Origin of the sequence: Simplicispira metamorpha (genome assembly GCF_004341365.1) — a bacterium.
Taxonomy (GTDB): Bacteria; Pseudomonadota; Gammaproteobacteria; order Burkholderiales; family Burkholderiaceae_C; genus Simplicispira; species Simplicispira metamorpha.
The window spans coordinates 62,976-76,655 of the sequence record NZ_SLXH01000018.1 but is presented as its reverse complement, the minus strand read 5'-3'; the positions used below and the strand labels follow the sequence as shown (position 1 = coordinate 76,655).

The window sequence follows — 13,680 nt, the reverse complement described above, 5'->3', positions numbered from 1 at the left end:
AGGACTCTCCATGCTCTACAAGTTCAAATCCCGCTCCACCGCCGACCTGATATTGCTGGAGCCCCAGGGGCGCCGTCTGTTGCAAATCATCGGCAAGGAGCCCGCTGCCCGCGGCATCGTGACGGCAGCGCAAATTCCGGCGGCCATCAGCGCCCTGGAAGCAGCCGTGGCCGCCGAAGAGCAGCGCATCGCCCAGGCCCGTGCTGATCGCGAGGCCGAAGGCCTGTCTGCCGAGGGCGAGGAGGACGCGCAGTCCGATGCGGTGCGCCTGCGCCAGCGCGCAGCACCGTTCATCGAGATGCTGCGGCGCAGTGCGGCCGAGGACAACGACGTGGTCTGGGGGGCGTAGCGCTCTGGTGCTTCAGGTGCGCGCGCCGTGGTGCCGCGCCCAACACGGGGCCTCCGGCAAGACCGTGAACACGTTTTTACAGGCTGTCTTCAATCTGGAAGCGGCGCAGCAGCAGGCTGGAGGCGCGGGGCATTTCGCCGTTGGCCAGTTGCAGGCATTGGTCCAGATGCCGCTCTGAGGGCGTGAGCAGGCGCCGGTAAATTTCCTTGCACAGCAGGCGGGCCTGGTTGCCGGGCCAGCCTGCGGGCAGCAGCACTTCGGGCAACTCCGGGTCGCGCAGCAAGAAGCGGCGAAAGTCGTGGATCAACAAAATGCGCGCCAGGCAGGCAAGCTCTTCATCCACGCTGTCGCTGGGCTCTTGCCGCAGCGCATCCAGAATGGGCTGGTAGCGCGCCACAAAGCTGCTGTAGGCAGCGGCCAGCTCGTCCAGGTTCCAGGCGCGCTGCACCAGACTGGCGTCATCGGCGCAGGGGCTGAATTTGGGGTTGATAGCCACCAAGGGGAGCAACTGCGGCAGCAGCTCGGCCATGCCATCGGCGGCCAGCGCGTCCAGAGCCACGCCCAGTTCGGCACTGGGGTGGATGAAGCAGCCCGATCCGGTATCGCCAAACCCCTGCCAGTACAGCGCTTGGCGCAGGCGATCGCGCTGGCGCGGCTCTAACTCGCCCACCACCATGATCAGGCGCCAACGCCGATCCCACTGGGGTGGTTCGGCGGCGTAAATCTGCCGCGAGGCCTCTTCAAACCGCCGCTGCCCCGAGGGCGTGAGCATGTAGTCGGTACGCCGCCCCATGGCCTCGGTTTGCAGCCATTCATCTTTGACCAGCCGGAAGACCGTGGTGCGTACCAGCCGCTCGTTGATGTCCAGGGGCTGTAGCAGCTTGATCAGGCTGCCCAGCCAGACCCTTCCCCCCCGGGGCAGGATGGCATCACCAAAGACGGACGTGATGAGTGAGCTGGCTTGTATGCGGCTTTTCTGGCGAAAGCTTTCCAAAAGGGCCTCAATGGCCTGTGATGCGATGTGTTCGTGCATAAGTGGTCGATGGTAGCGGGGCCGTTGCTGCTGCAAGCAAGGTGTTGTCTGACCTGTGGCAGCAACTTTGCTGTGCTGCGCCCAGCAAGGTGCTTGGCATAAAACGATACGTCGATGTCTGTTTTGTATCCAGTAATGTCATATTCTGGTCGTGTGGCTTGTCTAGCACGCCTTGTCTTTTTTGGGGTGCTGCTACAGCAGCCGTTTGCCACTGTGTAGTCAAAAATTGGCTTTTTTCTGCGGAAAATCAAACCGTATCTGGCCAAAAATGCAGCTTTTGTGGTGTCTTGGCCGGTCGGCGCGGCTTTTTTGGTGGTGTTTTTCCTAGGGATTACCCGCGTTTTTGCGCTCAAACAAGATACAAAAACGATAAAAAATATTGTTATAGGTATCATGTTGGCAGGTGTAATCGCACTGCAAGAGCCCGGTTTGCCGCTGCCCTTCCCAGGGCAGGTATGCCTGCGCTGCGTTCCAAAAAACTACTACGGAGATAACCCTATGCCGTTGCCGCTACACGGTCGCCACGCATGTGCGACGCCCGGGAGATCTGACTGATGCTTGCCGAGTTTTTGCAATTTCTGTTCTCGGGCATTACGGTGGGTGCCACCTATGCCTTGGCGGCGTTGGGCTTTACGCTGATCTACAACGCCAGCAACGTTATCAACTTTGCCCAGGGCGAGTTCATCATGCTGGGCGGCATGTTGGCGGTGTTTTTTGCCCAGATGGGGCTGCCGATGCCAGTGGTGCTGCTGCTGGCCATTGCCATTCCTGCCGTGGTGGGCGTGGTGATGGAGAAGGTGGCCATTGAGCCCATCAAGGGCGCCGAGACAGTCTCGCTCATCATCGTCACGATTGGCGCTTCGCTGGTCATTCGCGGCCTGATTCAGGTGTGGCTGGGCAAGGGTACGCACAGCCTGCCCGCCTTTTCGGGCGATGCGCCGTTGCAAATTCTGGGCGCTACGCTGTTGCCACAAAGCCTGTGGGTGCTGGGTGTCACGGCTGTGGTGGTGGCGGGTCTGTGGTATTTCTTCAACCGCACCCTCACGGGCAAGGCCATGCTGGCCACTTCGTTCAACCGCACTGCCGCTGAGCTGGTGGGCATCAATACCAACTGGGTGCTGTTCATGAGTTTTGCCATGGCCGCAGGCCTGGGCGCACTGGGTGGCATCCTCATCACGCCCATCACCATGACCTCGTACGACGTGGGCATCATGCTGGGCCTCAAGGGCTTTGTGGCGGTGGTGGTGGGTGGCCTGGGCAATGGCCTGGGTGCCGTGGTGGGCGGTTTGCTGGTGGGGGTGCTGGAAGCGATGGGCGCAGGCTACATCTCCTCTGCCTACAAGGATGCGATGCCGTTTGTGCTGATCCTGCTGGTGCTGTTCTTCATGCCGCGCGGCCTGTTTGGTGGCAAATCGACCGATCGGGTGTAAGCATGCAAAAGAGTTCTTACATTGGATTGGGTCTGTTGGTGGCCGTACTGCTGGTGCTGCCGTGGGTGGTGCCCAACAGTTACTACATGGATCTGGCAATCCGCATTGGCATCAATGCCATCATCGTGATTGGCCTGAACCTGCTGATTGGCTTTGCGGGCCAGATCAGTTTGGGCCATGCGGGGTTTTTGGGGATTGGCGCTTACGCTTCGGCGGTGTTGCCTACGCACTTTGCATGGCATCCGCTGCTGGCGATGGGTGCGGGTGCTGTGGCCACGGCAGTGATTGCCGGGCTGGTGGCCCGCCCCATTTTCAAGCTCAAGGGCAACTACCTGGCGATGGCCACCTTGGGGCTGGGCATCATCATCAATATCGCCCTGCGCAATGAAGCCCAATGGACGGGCGGCCCCGATGGCATGGCCGTGCCAGCGATGTCCGTATTTGGCTTTGAACTCAGCAGCGACAAGCACTGGTACTGGGTGGTGGCCACCCTGCTGGCTTTCAGCGTCTGGGCTTCGCTCAACATGATTGATTCACCGTTTGGCCGTGCGCTGCGTGCTTTGCACGGTTCGGAAGTGGCCTCGCAGGTGGTGGGCGTGAACGTGGTGCGCTACAAGGTCACGATCTTTGTCATGTCGGCGGTGTTTGCCAGCATCATGGGCAGCATCACGGCGCATTACATGGCCTTTGTCACGCCCAACTTTGCCGATTTCTTCCATTCGGTAGAGCTGGTGACGATGGTGGTGGTGGGCGGCATGGCCTCGGTGTTTGGCTCCATCATCGGTGCCGTGCTGTTGACGGCGTTGCCCCAAGCCCTGGCCACTTTTGAGGGCTGGGAAACCGTGGTGTTTGGTGCTGTGCTGATGCTGTGCATGATTTTCCTGCCCAAGGGGCTGGTGCCGACGCTGGCAGCCAAATTTGGCAAGGGAGACTGAGCATGGCATTGCTGGAAGTCAAAGACCTGTCTATCCACTTTGGTGGTGTCAAGGCGGTGCAGAACGTCTCGTTCAACATTGATGCGGGCATCGTCTATGCCGTGATTGGCCCCAACGGGGCGGGCAAAACCACGCTGTTTAACCTCATTACCGGGGTGTACAAGCCCACTACCGGTGAGATTCGTCTCGATGGTGAGCCTATCCACGGCAAATCACCCAACGAGCTGGCCGAGCGCGGCGTGGCCCGCACGTTCCAGAACCTGCAAATCTGCATGAACATGAGCGCCATCGAGAACGTGATGGTGGGCGCGCACCTGCGGCTGGACCGCAACCTGTTCAAAGCCGCCCTGCGCTGGCCCAGCCTGCGTACCCGTGACCGGGATCTGCGCGAAGAAGCTGCCGAACTGATGCGGTTTGTCGGCCTGGAGGGCTACACCAACGCCCGCGCCGATGCCATGTCCTACGGCGTGCTCAAGCGGCTGGAAATTGCCCGTGCCCTGGCGATGAAGCCACGCATGATTTTTCTGGATGAGCCCGCTGCCGGCCTCAACCCGAAAGAAACCATTGAAGTCGATCAGTTGGTGCGCAAGGTGGCTGACTCCGGCATCACCGTCGTGCTGGTAGAGCACGACATGAAGATGGTGATGAACCTGTCTGACCGCATTCTGGTACTGGACTACGGCAAAAAACTGGCCGAAGGCACCGGCGAAGAGGTCCGCAAAAACCCGGATGTGATTGCCGCCTATCTGGGCGCCCACGGTTGAAACGGAAGCAGGAAAAATGGAAACACTGCGCATCATTACCGAAGAACATCGGAGTTTCTGGCGCATCGCCATTGCGTTGGAACAGGTGGCCGATGAGCTGGAAGCTGGCAGCCCGGTCGATCCGGCGTTTTTTCAGGCGGTTTTTGAATACATCGAGAAATTTGCCGACCACGCCCACCACCGCAAAGAAGACGATTGCCTGTTTCCGCTGATGCGTCTGCGCTCGGCAGAGGCGGGGCCGCTGGTCGATGCACTGCAAGAAGACCACCGCCAGGCCATCCTCCACTTGGCAGCCATGCGCCAAGCGTTTGCACAAGCCACTGCGGGCCAGCAGGCCGCTTTGGTGCAGTCTTTGCGTGACTACTGCCGCAAGCTCAAAAGCCATATCCATACCGAAGAGTCCAAGGCGTTGCCCATGGCACGCAAGACGTTGTTGGCAGAAGATTGGCGCGAGATTGACGCCCGTTTTCAGGAAAACAACGATCCGTTGTTTGGCAAAGAGGCACAGGCCGAGTTTCAGGAGTTGTACCACCGGGTGGTCAGTCTGGCTCCTGAATCGGTGGGCTTGGGTGCCCACAGCGGTGGTGTGCTGCAAACGCCCATGCCTGCCAGCGGTGGCGATGTGCTGCTCAAAGTGACGGGGCTGGAAAGCAGCTATGGCCGCATCAAGGCACTCAAGGGCCTGAATCTGGAGATTCGCCGGGGCGAGACCGTGGCGTTGGTGGGGGCCAACGGGGCCGGAAAAACCACTTTTCTGCGCACCTTGTCCGGGGTGCAGCCTATGGGAGCCGGGCACATATGGTTCGATGGGGAGGATATTTCCCGGGTGCGCGCCGACCAGCGCATGTGCCGGGGTATTTGCCAGAGCCCCGAGGGGCGCCAGGTGTTTGGCCCGCTGACGATTGAAGACAACCTGCGGCTGGGCGCCTACACCCAGCCCAAGCAACAGGTGCCTGAAGACCTGGAAAAGGTCTACGCCATGTTTCCGATCCTGAAAGAGAAGCGCAAGCTGCCTGCGGGCACCCTCTCGGGTGGTCAGCAGCAGATGCTAGCGATTGGCCGTGCGCTGATGGGGCGCCCCAAGCTGTTGCTGCTCGACGAGCCATCAATGGGGCTGGCGCCGCTGCTGGTGCAGGAGGTGTTCAACGTGGTCAAGGCGCTGAAAGCGCAGGGCATGACCATCATCCTGGCTGAGCAGAACGCCTTTGCGGCGCTGGCGCTGGCGGATCGCGGCTATGTGCTCGAAACTGGCGAGATCACCCTGACCGGTAGCGGACAAGACCTGATTCACAACGAGCAGGTGCGCGCTGCCTATCTTGGAATGTGAAAGTAAATTGTGTTCTTTTACGATAAATTTTAATCGTATTAAGGTTTTCCCTCTATTTAGAAGAGCTCTTAAGCGATACACTTTTCTATGTTGATGTGAAATTTGTGTGTTGCTTTTTGATGGGTAAGGCGGCGTTGGCTCCGCTGCCTTGCATACAAGTTTCAGCCGTTTCTCTTTGGAAAAAGCATGACCCACCCTCTGTTTGAACAACACCGTGCCACCCTTGAGGGTGCCCTGCAAGCCATCGCTACCCGTGGCTACTGGTCGCCCTACACCGAGATGCCCAGTCCCAAGGCTTACGGTGAAACTGCTGCCGAAGACGGCAAACGCGCTTACGAAGCGCACCTGGGCCAGAATTTCGAACTGAACCAGCCCGGCCAGAACGGCTGGGGTGGCAACGAGGTATCGCCCTATGCGGGCGCTTTGGATGTGCGTTACCCCTTGTGTGACCACGAGGTACTGATTGAGGCGGGCTTGGCCGCCATGAAGGGCTGGCAAGCGGTGGGCGCTGCAGGCCGCACTGGCATGTGCCTGGAAATTCTGGCTCGTTTAAACCGCCAGAGCTTTGAGCTGGGCCATGCCGTGATGATGACCACCGGCCAAGGCTGGATGATGGCTTTCCAGGCTGGTGCCCCCCACGCCCAAGACCGTGGTTTGGAGGCAGTGGCCTACGCTTGGCGCGAGCAAAGCTTTGTGCCTGCCGAAGCCATCTGGGAGAAGCCCCAAGGCAAAAATCCTGCTTTGGTTATGAAGAAGCATTTTGAGCTGGTGGGCCGGGGCGTGGGTTTGGTGGTCGGTTGCGGCACTTTCCCCACGTGGAATACCTATCCGGGCGTGTTTGCTGCACTGGCCACTGGCAATGCCGTGATCATCAAGCCGCACAGCAACGCCATCTTGCCCGCTGCCATTACCGTGCGCACCATCCGTGCTGTGCTGGCTGAGAACGGCATTGATCCCAACCTGGTCACGCTGTGTGTGACCGACAACCGCAGCACCACGCAAGCACTGGCTACGCACCCCAGCGTCAAGTCGGTGGACTTTACCGGCAGCAACGTGTTTGGCCAGTGGCTGATTGACAATTGCAAGCAAGCCCAGGTCTATGCCGAGCTGGCTGGTGTGAATAACATCGTCATTGATTCGACCAGCGCTTACAAGGCCATGCTGGGCAATCTGGCGTTCACCCTGTCGTTGTATTCGGGCCAGATGTGCACCACTTCGCAGGCCATTTTTGTGCCAGCTGGCGGCATTGATACCGATGAAGGCCATAAGAGCTACGACGAGGTGTGTGCCGATCTTGGCAAGGCCATCAGCCGCTTCTTGTCCAAGCCCGAAGTGGCCTTTGCCGTGCTGGGTGCCATGCAGTCCGAAGCTACCACCGACCGCGTGGCCCATGCCAACAGTGGCCAACTGGGTGCCGTGGTGCTGGCCTCGCAAACGCTGAGTAATCCCGACTTCCCCGTTGCTCAGGTGCGTACCCCTGTGCTGCTGGCTTGTGATGCGGCCGACGAGCCAGCCTACATGGAAGAGCGCTTTGGCCCTATCAGCTTTGTCGTCAAGGTGGCCGATACCGCTGCGGGTATTGCTTTGTCTGAGCGCGTGGTGCGCGAGCATGGCGCTTTGACGGTGGGTCTGTATTCCACCCGCCAAGAAGTGATTGATGCCATGACCGAAGCCACTTGGCGCGGCAAGGTGGCGTTGTCCATCAACCTGACTGGCGGCGTGTTTGTGAACCAGTCCAGCGCTTTTTCTGATTACCACGGCACAGGCGGCAATCCGGCAGCCAATGCTTCGTATGCAGATTCCGCTTTTGTCGCTAACCGTTTCCGGGTGGTGCAACGCCGCTACCACGTTTGAGGAGTGGTAGCGCAATGGCTTATCAACATATTCTGTTCGAGGTCAGCGACAGCGGCATAGCCCGCTTGACGCTGAACCGTCCGGACAAAATGAACAGCTTCAATGCTGACATGCACGCTGAGTTGCGCGATGCGCTAGACAGCATCCAAACCAACCTGGCGGTGCGCGTACTGGTGCTGACCGGCGCTGGCCGGGGCTTTTGTGCTGGCCAAGATTTGGCCGATGCCGAAGTCCGCTTTGTGCCTGGCGAGACCCCGCCCGATCTGGGCGATGTGGTGGAGCGCCACTACAAGCCACTGGTGATGCGCCTGGCCAATCTGCGCGTGCCCACCGTAGCCGCCGTCAATGGTGTCGCTGCTGGCGCAGGTGCCAGCTTGGCGCTGGCCTGCGACATGGTGGTTGCCAGCCAAGCAGCCTCTTTCATACTGCCGTTTGCCAAGATTGGTCTGATCCCCGATACCGCCTGCTCTTGGCTGGTGCCGCAGCGCCTGGGCCAGGCCCGTGCTTTGGGCCTGGCGATGACAGGCAACAAGCTGCCTGCCGTCAAAGCTGCCGAATGGGGCCTGATTTGGGACGCTGTGGCCGAGGATGTCTTTGCAGATGCCGTGCAACAGCTGGCCGAGCAACTGGCCACCATGCCCACCAAGGCGCTGGTGCGTACCCGCCAAGCCATGCAGGCCGGGCGCACCAATACGCTGGAGCAACAGCTCACGCTGGAGGGCCTGTACATGCGTGAACTGGGCCGCAGCAGCGATTACGTGGAAGGTGTATCTGCCTTCCTGGAAAAGCGCGCTCCGCGCTTTACGGGTGCATGAGTCCGCTCTGCGCCCAATGCACCGTCCCGCCGCTGATCCAACCTGCTGTTGATACGAGAAGTATTTCCCATGTCTGAAGTCGATACCTCTAGCCTCAGCCCGCAAGCGCTGGCCGATGCCGCCAGCGATGCCATGTGGCAGCGCGACCGTGCTGCCCACGCTCTGGGCATGGAGCGTCTTTCGGTGGCGCCGGGTCATGCCACGTTGCGCATGGTGGTCCGTCCTGACATGGTCAATGGTCACCAAACTTGCCACGGCGGCATGATTTTTTCGCTGGCTGATACCGCCTTTGCTTACGCATGCAACAGCTACAACCTGAGCACCGTAGCTTCGGCCTGCCATATCGACTTTCTCGCGCCGGGGCGTGAGGGTGATGTGCTCGAAGCTGTGGCCGTCGAGCGTTCGGCAGCCGGTCGCACCGGGGTTTATGACGTCACGGTGAGCGTGGTCGGTGGCAAGACCGTAGCGCTGTTTCGGGGCAAGAGCTATCGCATCAAGGGTGAAGTAACAGCCAGTTTTGCTATGCAGGCCTGAGCGCCAGCGCCGTCCTGCTTTTCCCCTTTCATAAAAATCCTGGATGAAGGAGACCAATCTATGACCGTCAAGCAACCCGCTCCGGGCGATTTGGAACTCATCGAGACTGCCAGCCGCGATGAAATTGCCGCACTGCAACTCGAACGCCTGAAATGGTCGGTGCGCCACACCTACGACAACGTGGCCCCCTATCGTGAGAAGTGCATTGCCAAAGGCGTGCATCCCGACGATCTGAAGGCGTTGGCTGATCTGGCCAAGTTCCCCTTCATGACCAAGCTGGATTTGCGCGACAACTACCCTTTTGGTCTGTTTGCTGTGCCGCGCCAGAACGTGGTGCGTCTGCATGCTTCCAGCGGTACCACGGGCAAATCGATTGTGGTGGGCTACACCAAACAAGACGCCGACAACTGGGCAGATTTGGTGGCTCGTTCACTCCGCGCTGCCGGTGTGCGACCTGGTGACATGGTGCAGAACTCTTACGGTTACGGAATGTTCACCGGTGGTTTGGGCGCGCACTTTGGCATTGAGCGCCTGGGTTGCACAGCAGTTCCGATGTCGGGTGGCCAGACAGAAAAGCAAGTCCAGCAAATCATGGACTTCAAACCCGATGCCATCATGGTCACGCCGTCGTATTCACTGGTGATTGCCGAAGAGTTCGAGCGCCAAGGCATCACGCCAGACGAGATTTCACTCAAAGTCGGTATTTTTGGTGCCGAGCCTTGGGGCGAAGGCATGCGCGCTGAGATCGAGAAGAAATTGGGCATTGATGCCATCGACATCTACGGCCTGACTGAAGTCATGGGCCCTGGCGTGGCCTGCGAGTGCATCGAAACCAAAGATGGGCCAGTGATTTGGGAAGACCACTTCTACCCCGAAATCATCAACCCCGACACCGGCGAAGTGCTGCCCGATGGCGAGTTGGGCGAACTGGTGTTCACCTCGTTGACCAAAGAAGCTTTCCCGGTCATTCGTTATCGCACCCGTGACCTGACCCGCCTGTTGCCACCCACATCGCGCTCGTTCCGCCGCATGGGCAAGATCACTGGCCGCTCGGACGACATGCTCATTGTGCGTGGTGTGAACGTTTTTCCGACCCAAGTAGAAGAGCAAATTCTGCGTGACAAGCGCCTGTCGGGTAACTACCAGATCCATCTCAGCCGCGACGGTCACCTCGACAACGTGGAAATCCGCTGCGAATTGCAGCAGAACCTGAGCGGTCAGCTCAGCCAGGCTGAAGTGCAACAGCTGACCAAAGAGTTGCAACACCACATCAAGACCATTGTAGGTATTTCCACCAAAGTCACCGTCTTTGAGGCCCATACCCTGCCACGCACTTTGACTGGCAAGGCGCGCCGCATTTTCGATGATCGCCCCAAGCAAAACTAACCCGAGATTCGCATGACACAAGCCTATATTTGCGACGCTGTTCGCACCCCTGTTGGTCGCTACGGCGGTGCTTTGTCCTCGGTGCGTGCAGATGACCTGGGGGCCGTGCCACTCAAGGCACTGATGGAGCGCAACCCCCAGGTGGACTGGGCGGCGGTGGAAGACATCATTTACGGCTGCGCCAACCAAGCGGGTGAAGACAACCGCAACGTGGCGCGCATGTCCGGTTTGTTGGCTGGCTTGCCGGTACAAGTGCCTGGCACTACTGTCAACCGCCTGTGTGGTTCGGGCATGGATGCGATTGGCCTGGCAGCGCGCTCCATCAAGACCGGAGAAGCCAGTCTGATGCTGGCGGGTGGCGTGGAAAGTATGAGCCGCGCTCCATTTGTCATGCCCAAGGCCGACAGTGCCTTTAGCCGTACCAATGCGGTGTATGACACCACCATCGGCTGGCGCTTCGTCAACCCGTTGATGAAGAAGCTCTACGACACCCACTCCATGCCGCAAACGGCAGACAACGTGGCCGAAGAGTTCCAGATCGGTCGCGCTGACCAAGATGCGTTTGCACTGCGCTCACAACAGCGCTGGGCGGCTGCCCATGCCGCTGGCCGTTTTGCCGACGAGCTGGTGCCTGTGACCATCCCGCGCAAAAAGGGCGATCCGATCATCGTCGCCACCGATGAGCATCCACGCCCTGAAACCACGCTGGAAATGCTGGCCAAGCTCAAGGGCGTCAATGGCCCCGATTTGAGCGTTACGGCAGGCAATGCCTCGGGGGTCAACGATGGTGCTTGCGCCTTGCTGCTGGCTTCTGAAGAGGCCGCCAAGCGTTACGACCTGATCCCGCGTGCGCGCGTCGTCGGTATGGCCACTGCTGGTTTGGCCCCGCGCATCATGGGTTTTGGCCCGGCTCCGGCTGTGCGCAAGGTGTTGGCGCAAACGGGCCTGACGCTGGCACAGATGGACGTGATCGAGCTCAACGAAGCCTTTGCGGCCCAGGGTCTGGCGGTTTTGCGTGATTTGGGTCTGCCCGACGACGCGACCCATGTCAACCCCAACGGGGGTGCGATTGCCATAGGCCATCCGCTGGGCATGAGCGGTGCCCGTCTGGTGACTACCGCCAGCTATGAATTGGCCCGCCGGGGCGGTCGCTACGCGCTGTGCACCATGTGTATTGGCGTGGGCCAAGGCATTGCCATGGTGATCGAACGCGTCTGAAACACCCACAAAACCTATTCATCAGGAGACAAAACAATGAAATTTCAACTCAAGCAAATTGCCGTCGGTACCGCTTTGGCACTGGGCGCTGTGGTTGCGATGGCAGCCGATCCGATCAAGATCGGTGCCGTGCTGTCAGTGACGGGTCCAGCCGCTTTCCTGGGCGATCCCGAGCTGAAAACCTTGCAAATGTATGTGGAAGACCTCAACACCAAGGGCGGTGTACTGGGCCGCAAGCTGGAGCTGGTGCATTACGACGATGGCAGCGACGCGAACAAGGCCAACGGCTTTACCAAGCGCCTGATCGACAACGACAACGTGGATGTGATCATTGGTGGCACCACCACGGGCGCCACCATGTCGATGGTGCCGTTGGTTACCAAAGCTGAAGTGCCCTTTATCTCGCTGGCGGGTGCCGTGGTGGTGATTGAGCCGGTGAAGAAGTGGGTTTTCAAAACCCCGCACACCGACCGCATGGCCGCCGAAAAAGTGTTTGAGGACATGAAAAAGCGCAACCTGACCAAGGTGGCGTTGCTGTCAGAAACTTCAGGTTTTGGCCAGTCGGGTAAAAAAGAAACCGAAGCTGTGGCTGCCAAATACGGCATCACGTTGGTGGCTAATGAAACCTATGGCCCCAAAGATACCGACATGAGCCCCCAGCTCACCAAGATCAAAAATACCGCCGGTGTGCAAGCCGTGTTTGTCTTTGGTTTGGGCCAAGGCCCGGCTATCGTCACCAAAAACTACAAGCAGTTGGGTATGGCGCTGCCGCTGTACCAATCCCATGGTGTGGCCTCGGACGAGTTCCTGAAACTGGCTGGTTCAGCGGCTGAAGGCGTGCGCTTGCCATCGCCAGCCCAGTTGATTCCTGAGCAACTGCCTGCCAACGACCCGCAAAAAGCCGTGGTCGCCGCTTACGACCTGGCTTACAAGACACGCTACAAGTCCGAAGTGTCTACTTTTGGTGGTTATGCCTACGACGCTTTGATGCTGACCGTCGATGCCATGAAGCGTGCCAACGGCACCGACAAAGCCAAGGTGCGCGATGCCCTCGAAGCCACCAAAGGCTTTGTCGCTACCAGCGGCACCTTCAACATGTCTGCCACTGACCACATGGGGCTGAACCTGTCCGCCTTCCGTATGTTGGAAGTCAAAGACAGCAAATGGCATCTGTTGCAGCAATAAACCCCTGACTGTGAGCACCTTGCACCATGTATTCCACCCTGAGCATTGAGCGCCAAGACCGTGTTGCCACGATCTGGATGGATCGTCCCGACGTGTTCAACGCCTTTGATGAGCAACTGATTGCCGATTTGGGCGCAGCCTGCGCCGAACTGGATGCCGATGCTTCGGTGCGGGTGGTGGTGTTGGCTGGCCGTGGCAAGCATTTCTCTGCCGGAGCCGATCTGAACTGGATGAAGCGGGCCTCGGTCTTTACCGAGGAAGAAAACCGTGCCGATGCGCGCAAGTTTGCCCACATGCTGCGCGCTCTGTCGGACATGTCCAAGCCCACCGTAGCCCGCGTACAAGGGGCCGCTTTGGGCGGCGGTACCGGCTTGGCTGCGGCTTGCGACATGGCTGTAGCTAGCGTGGATGCCCAGTTTGCGACCTCTGAAGTCAAGTTCGGCATCATTCCGGCGGTTATCAGTCCCTATGTACTGCGTGCCATTGGGCCACGCCATGCGCTGCGCTACTTCCAAAGTGGCGAGCGTTTTTCAGCACAGCGGGCGCTAGCGATGGGTTTGGTGACGGAGGTGTGCGAGCGTGACCAGCTGGATGCCACTATCGCACAACTGGTTGGACTACTGATGAGCGGTGCGCCACTGGCGCAACAGTCCGCCAAACACCTGATTGCCGCTGTCGATGGGTGTCCGATTGATGCTGCCATCAGCGAAGAAACTGCCCAGCGCATTGCCCGCCAACGGGCCACCAGCGAAGCCAAGGATGGCATCAGCGCTTTCTTGGAAAAGCGCACACCGGCCTGGTTGGTCTGATTTTTCCCTCCACCGTATTGGCCTCAACCTTCAAGGAGTAA

At 59.4% G+C, this 13,680-nt stretch carries 13 protein-coding genes and 1 pseudogene; 13 read left to right on the top strand and 1 reads right to left on the bottom strand.

Annotation, left to right across the window (positions count from 1 at the left end; all coding sequences use genetic code 11):
* The first annotated feature begins 10 nt into the window (after positions 1-10).
* On the top strand, positions 11-349 hold the full coding sequence (locus EV674_RS10915; RefSeq protein ID WP_119013406.1) for a DUF1840 domain-containing protein: 339 nt from the start codon (positions 11-13) through the stop codon (positions 347-349).
* Between the two features lie 76 nt (positions 350-425).
* Here EV674_RS10915 and paaX read toward each other — a convergent pair whose 3' ends face one another.
* Complete coding sequence (gene paaX, locus EV674_RS10910) at positions 426-1,382, bottom strand: phenylacetic acid degradation operon negative regulatory protein PaaX (protein ID WP_193552689.1); 957 nt, start codon at positions 1,380-1,382, stop codon at positions 426-428.
* Between the two features lie 554 nt (positions 1,383-1,936).
* On the opposite strand from paaX, the gene EV674_RS10905 reads away from it, so the two are divergent.
* From EV674_RS10905 to EV674_RS10855, 12 genes and pseudogenes are all read left to right on the top strand, one after another.
* Entirely contained in the window at positions 1,937-2,812 is an 876-nt protein-coding gene (locus EV674_RS10905; protein WP_119013405.1) for a branched-chain amino acid ABC transporter permease, read from the top strand.
* Positions 2,813-2,814: 2 nt separating this feature from the next.
* Complete coding sequence (locus tag EV674_RS10900; RefSeq protein WP_119013404.1) at positions 2,815-3,747, top strand: branched-chain amino acid ABC transporter permease; 933 nt, start codon at positions 2,815-2,817, stop codon at positions 3,745-3,747.
* Positions 3,748-3,749: 2 nt separating this feature from the next.
* Positions 3,750-4,511, top strand: coding sequence for an ABC transporter ATP-binding protein (locus tag EV674_RS10895; protein WP_119013403.1), 762 nt, complete (start codon positions 3,750-3,752; stop codon positions 4,509-4,511).
* A 16-nt stretch (positions 4,512-4,527) separates the two neighbouring features.
* Positions 4,528-4,920: pseudogene (locus EV674_RS17775) on the top strand (hemerythrin domain-containing protein); the annotation flags it as partial.
* Between the two features lie 216 nt (positions 4,921-5,136).
* Positions 5,137-5,838: an ABC transporter ATP-binding protein gene (locus EV674_RS17770; RefSeq protein ID WP_241524943.1), complete on the top strand. Its 702-nt coding sequence runs from the start codon at positions 5,137-5,139 to the stop codon at positions 5,836-5,838.
* Between the two features lie 186 nt (positions 5,839-6,024).
* Positions 6,025-7,692: a phenylacetic acid degradation protein PaaN gene (paaN, locus tag EV674_RS10885; RefSeq protein WP_119013401.1), complete on the top strand. Its 1,668-nt coding sequence runs from the start codon at positions 6,025-6,027 to the stop codon at positions 7,690-7,692.
* Between the two features lie 14 nt (positions 7,693-7,706).
* The gene (gene paaG, locus EV674_RS10880; protein WP_119013400.1) at positions 7,707-8,507 is read left to right on the top strand and encodes a 2-(1,2-epoxy-1,2-dihydrophenyl)acetyl-CoA isomerase PaaG; all 801 of its coding nucleotides are present in this window, start codon (positions 7,707-7,709) and stop codon (positions 8,505-8,507) included.
* A gap of 69 nt (positions 8,508-8,576) precedes the next feature.
* Positions 8,577-9,041: a hydroxyphenylacetyl-CoA thioesterase PaaI gene (paaI, locus tag EV674_RS10875; protein WP_119013399.1), complete on the top strand. Its 465-nt coding sequence runs from the start codon at positions 8,577-8,579 to the stop codon at positions 9,039-9,041.
* A gap of 60 nt (positions 9,042-9,101) precedes the next feature.
* Positions 9,102-10,427, top strand: a complete 1,326-nt coding sequence (paaK, locus tag EV674_RS10870; RefSeq protein ID WP_119013398.1) for a phenylacetate--CoA ligase PaaK — start codon at positions 9,102-9,104, stop codon at positions 10,425-10,427.
* 12 nt (positions 10,428-10,439) lie between these two features.
* Entirely contained in the window at positions 10,440-11,645 is a 1,206-nt protein-coding gene (pcaF, locus tag EV674_RS10865; protein WP_119013397.1) for a 3-oxoadipyl-CoA thiolase, read from the top strand.
* Between the two features lie 36 nt (positions 11,646-11,681).
* A complete protein-coding gene (locus EV674_RS10860) occupies positions 11,682-12,830 on the top strand; it encodes an ABC transporter substrate-binding protein (protein WP_119013396.1) in 1,149 nt (382 codons plus the stop codon).
* Between the two features lie 26 nt (positions 12,831-12,856).
* Positions 12,857-13,639 carry an enoyl-CoA hydratase/isomerase family protein gene (locus EV674_RS10855; protein ID WP_119013395.1) on the top strand — a complete coding sequence of 261 codons (783 nt, stop codon included), beginning with the start codon at positions 12,857-12,859 and terminating at the stop codon, positions 13,637-13,639.
* Positions 13,640-13,680 lie beyond the last annotated feature (41 nt).

Bases quoted from the DNA above. Each gene is read 5' to 3' on its own strand.
- EV674_RS10915 (WP_119013406.1), top strand. From the start codon at position 11: ATGCTCTACAAGTTCAAATCCCGCTCCACCGCCGACCTGATATTGCTG.
- paaX (WP_193552689.1), bottom strand. From the start codon at position 1,382: ATGCACGAACACATCGCATCACAGGCCATTGAGGCCCTTTTGGAAAGC.
- EV674_RS10905 (WP_119013405.1), top strand. From the start codon at position 1,937: ATGCTTGCCGAGTTTTTGCAATTTCTGTTCTCGGGCATTACGGTGGGT.
- EV674_RS10900 (WP_119013404.1), top strand. From the start codon at position 2,815: ATGCAAAAGAGTTCTTACATTGGATTGGGTCTGTTGGTGGCCGTACTG.
- EV674_RS10895 (WP_119013403.1), top strand. From the start codon at position 3,750: ATGGCATTGCTGGAAGTCAAAGACCTGTCTATCCACTTTGGTGGTGTC.
- paaN (WP_119013401.1), top strand. From the start codon at position 6,025: ATGACCCACCCTCTGTTTGAACAACACCGTGCCACCCTTGAGGGTGCC.
- paaG (WP_119013400.1), top strand. From the start codon at position 7,707: ATGGCTTATCAACATATTCTGTTCGAGGTCAGCGACAGCGGCATAGCC.
- paaI (WP_119013399.1), top strand. From the start codon at position 8,577: ATGTCTGAAGTCGATACCTCTAGCCTCAGCCCGCAAGCGCTGGCCGAT.
- paaK (WP_119013398.1), top strand. From the start codon at position 9,102: ATGACCGTCAAGCAACCCGCTCCGGGCGATTTGGAACTCATCGAGACT.
- pcaF (WP_119013397.1), top strand. From the start codon at position 10,440: ATGACACAAGCCTATATTTGCGACGCTGTTCGCACCCCTGTTGGTCGC.
- EV674_RS10860 (WP_119013396.1), top strand. From the start codon at position 11,682: ATGAAATTTCAACTCAAGCAAATTGCCGTCGGTACCGCTTTGGCACTG.
- EV674_RS10855 (WP_119013395.1), top strand. From the start codon at position 12,857: ATGTATTCCACCCTGAGCATTGAGCGCCAAGACCGTGTTGCCACGATC.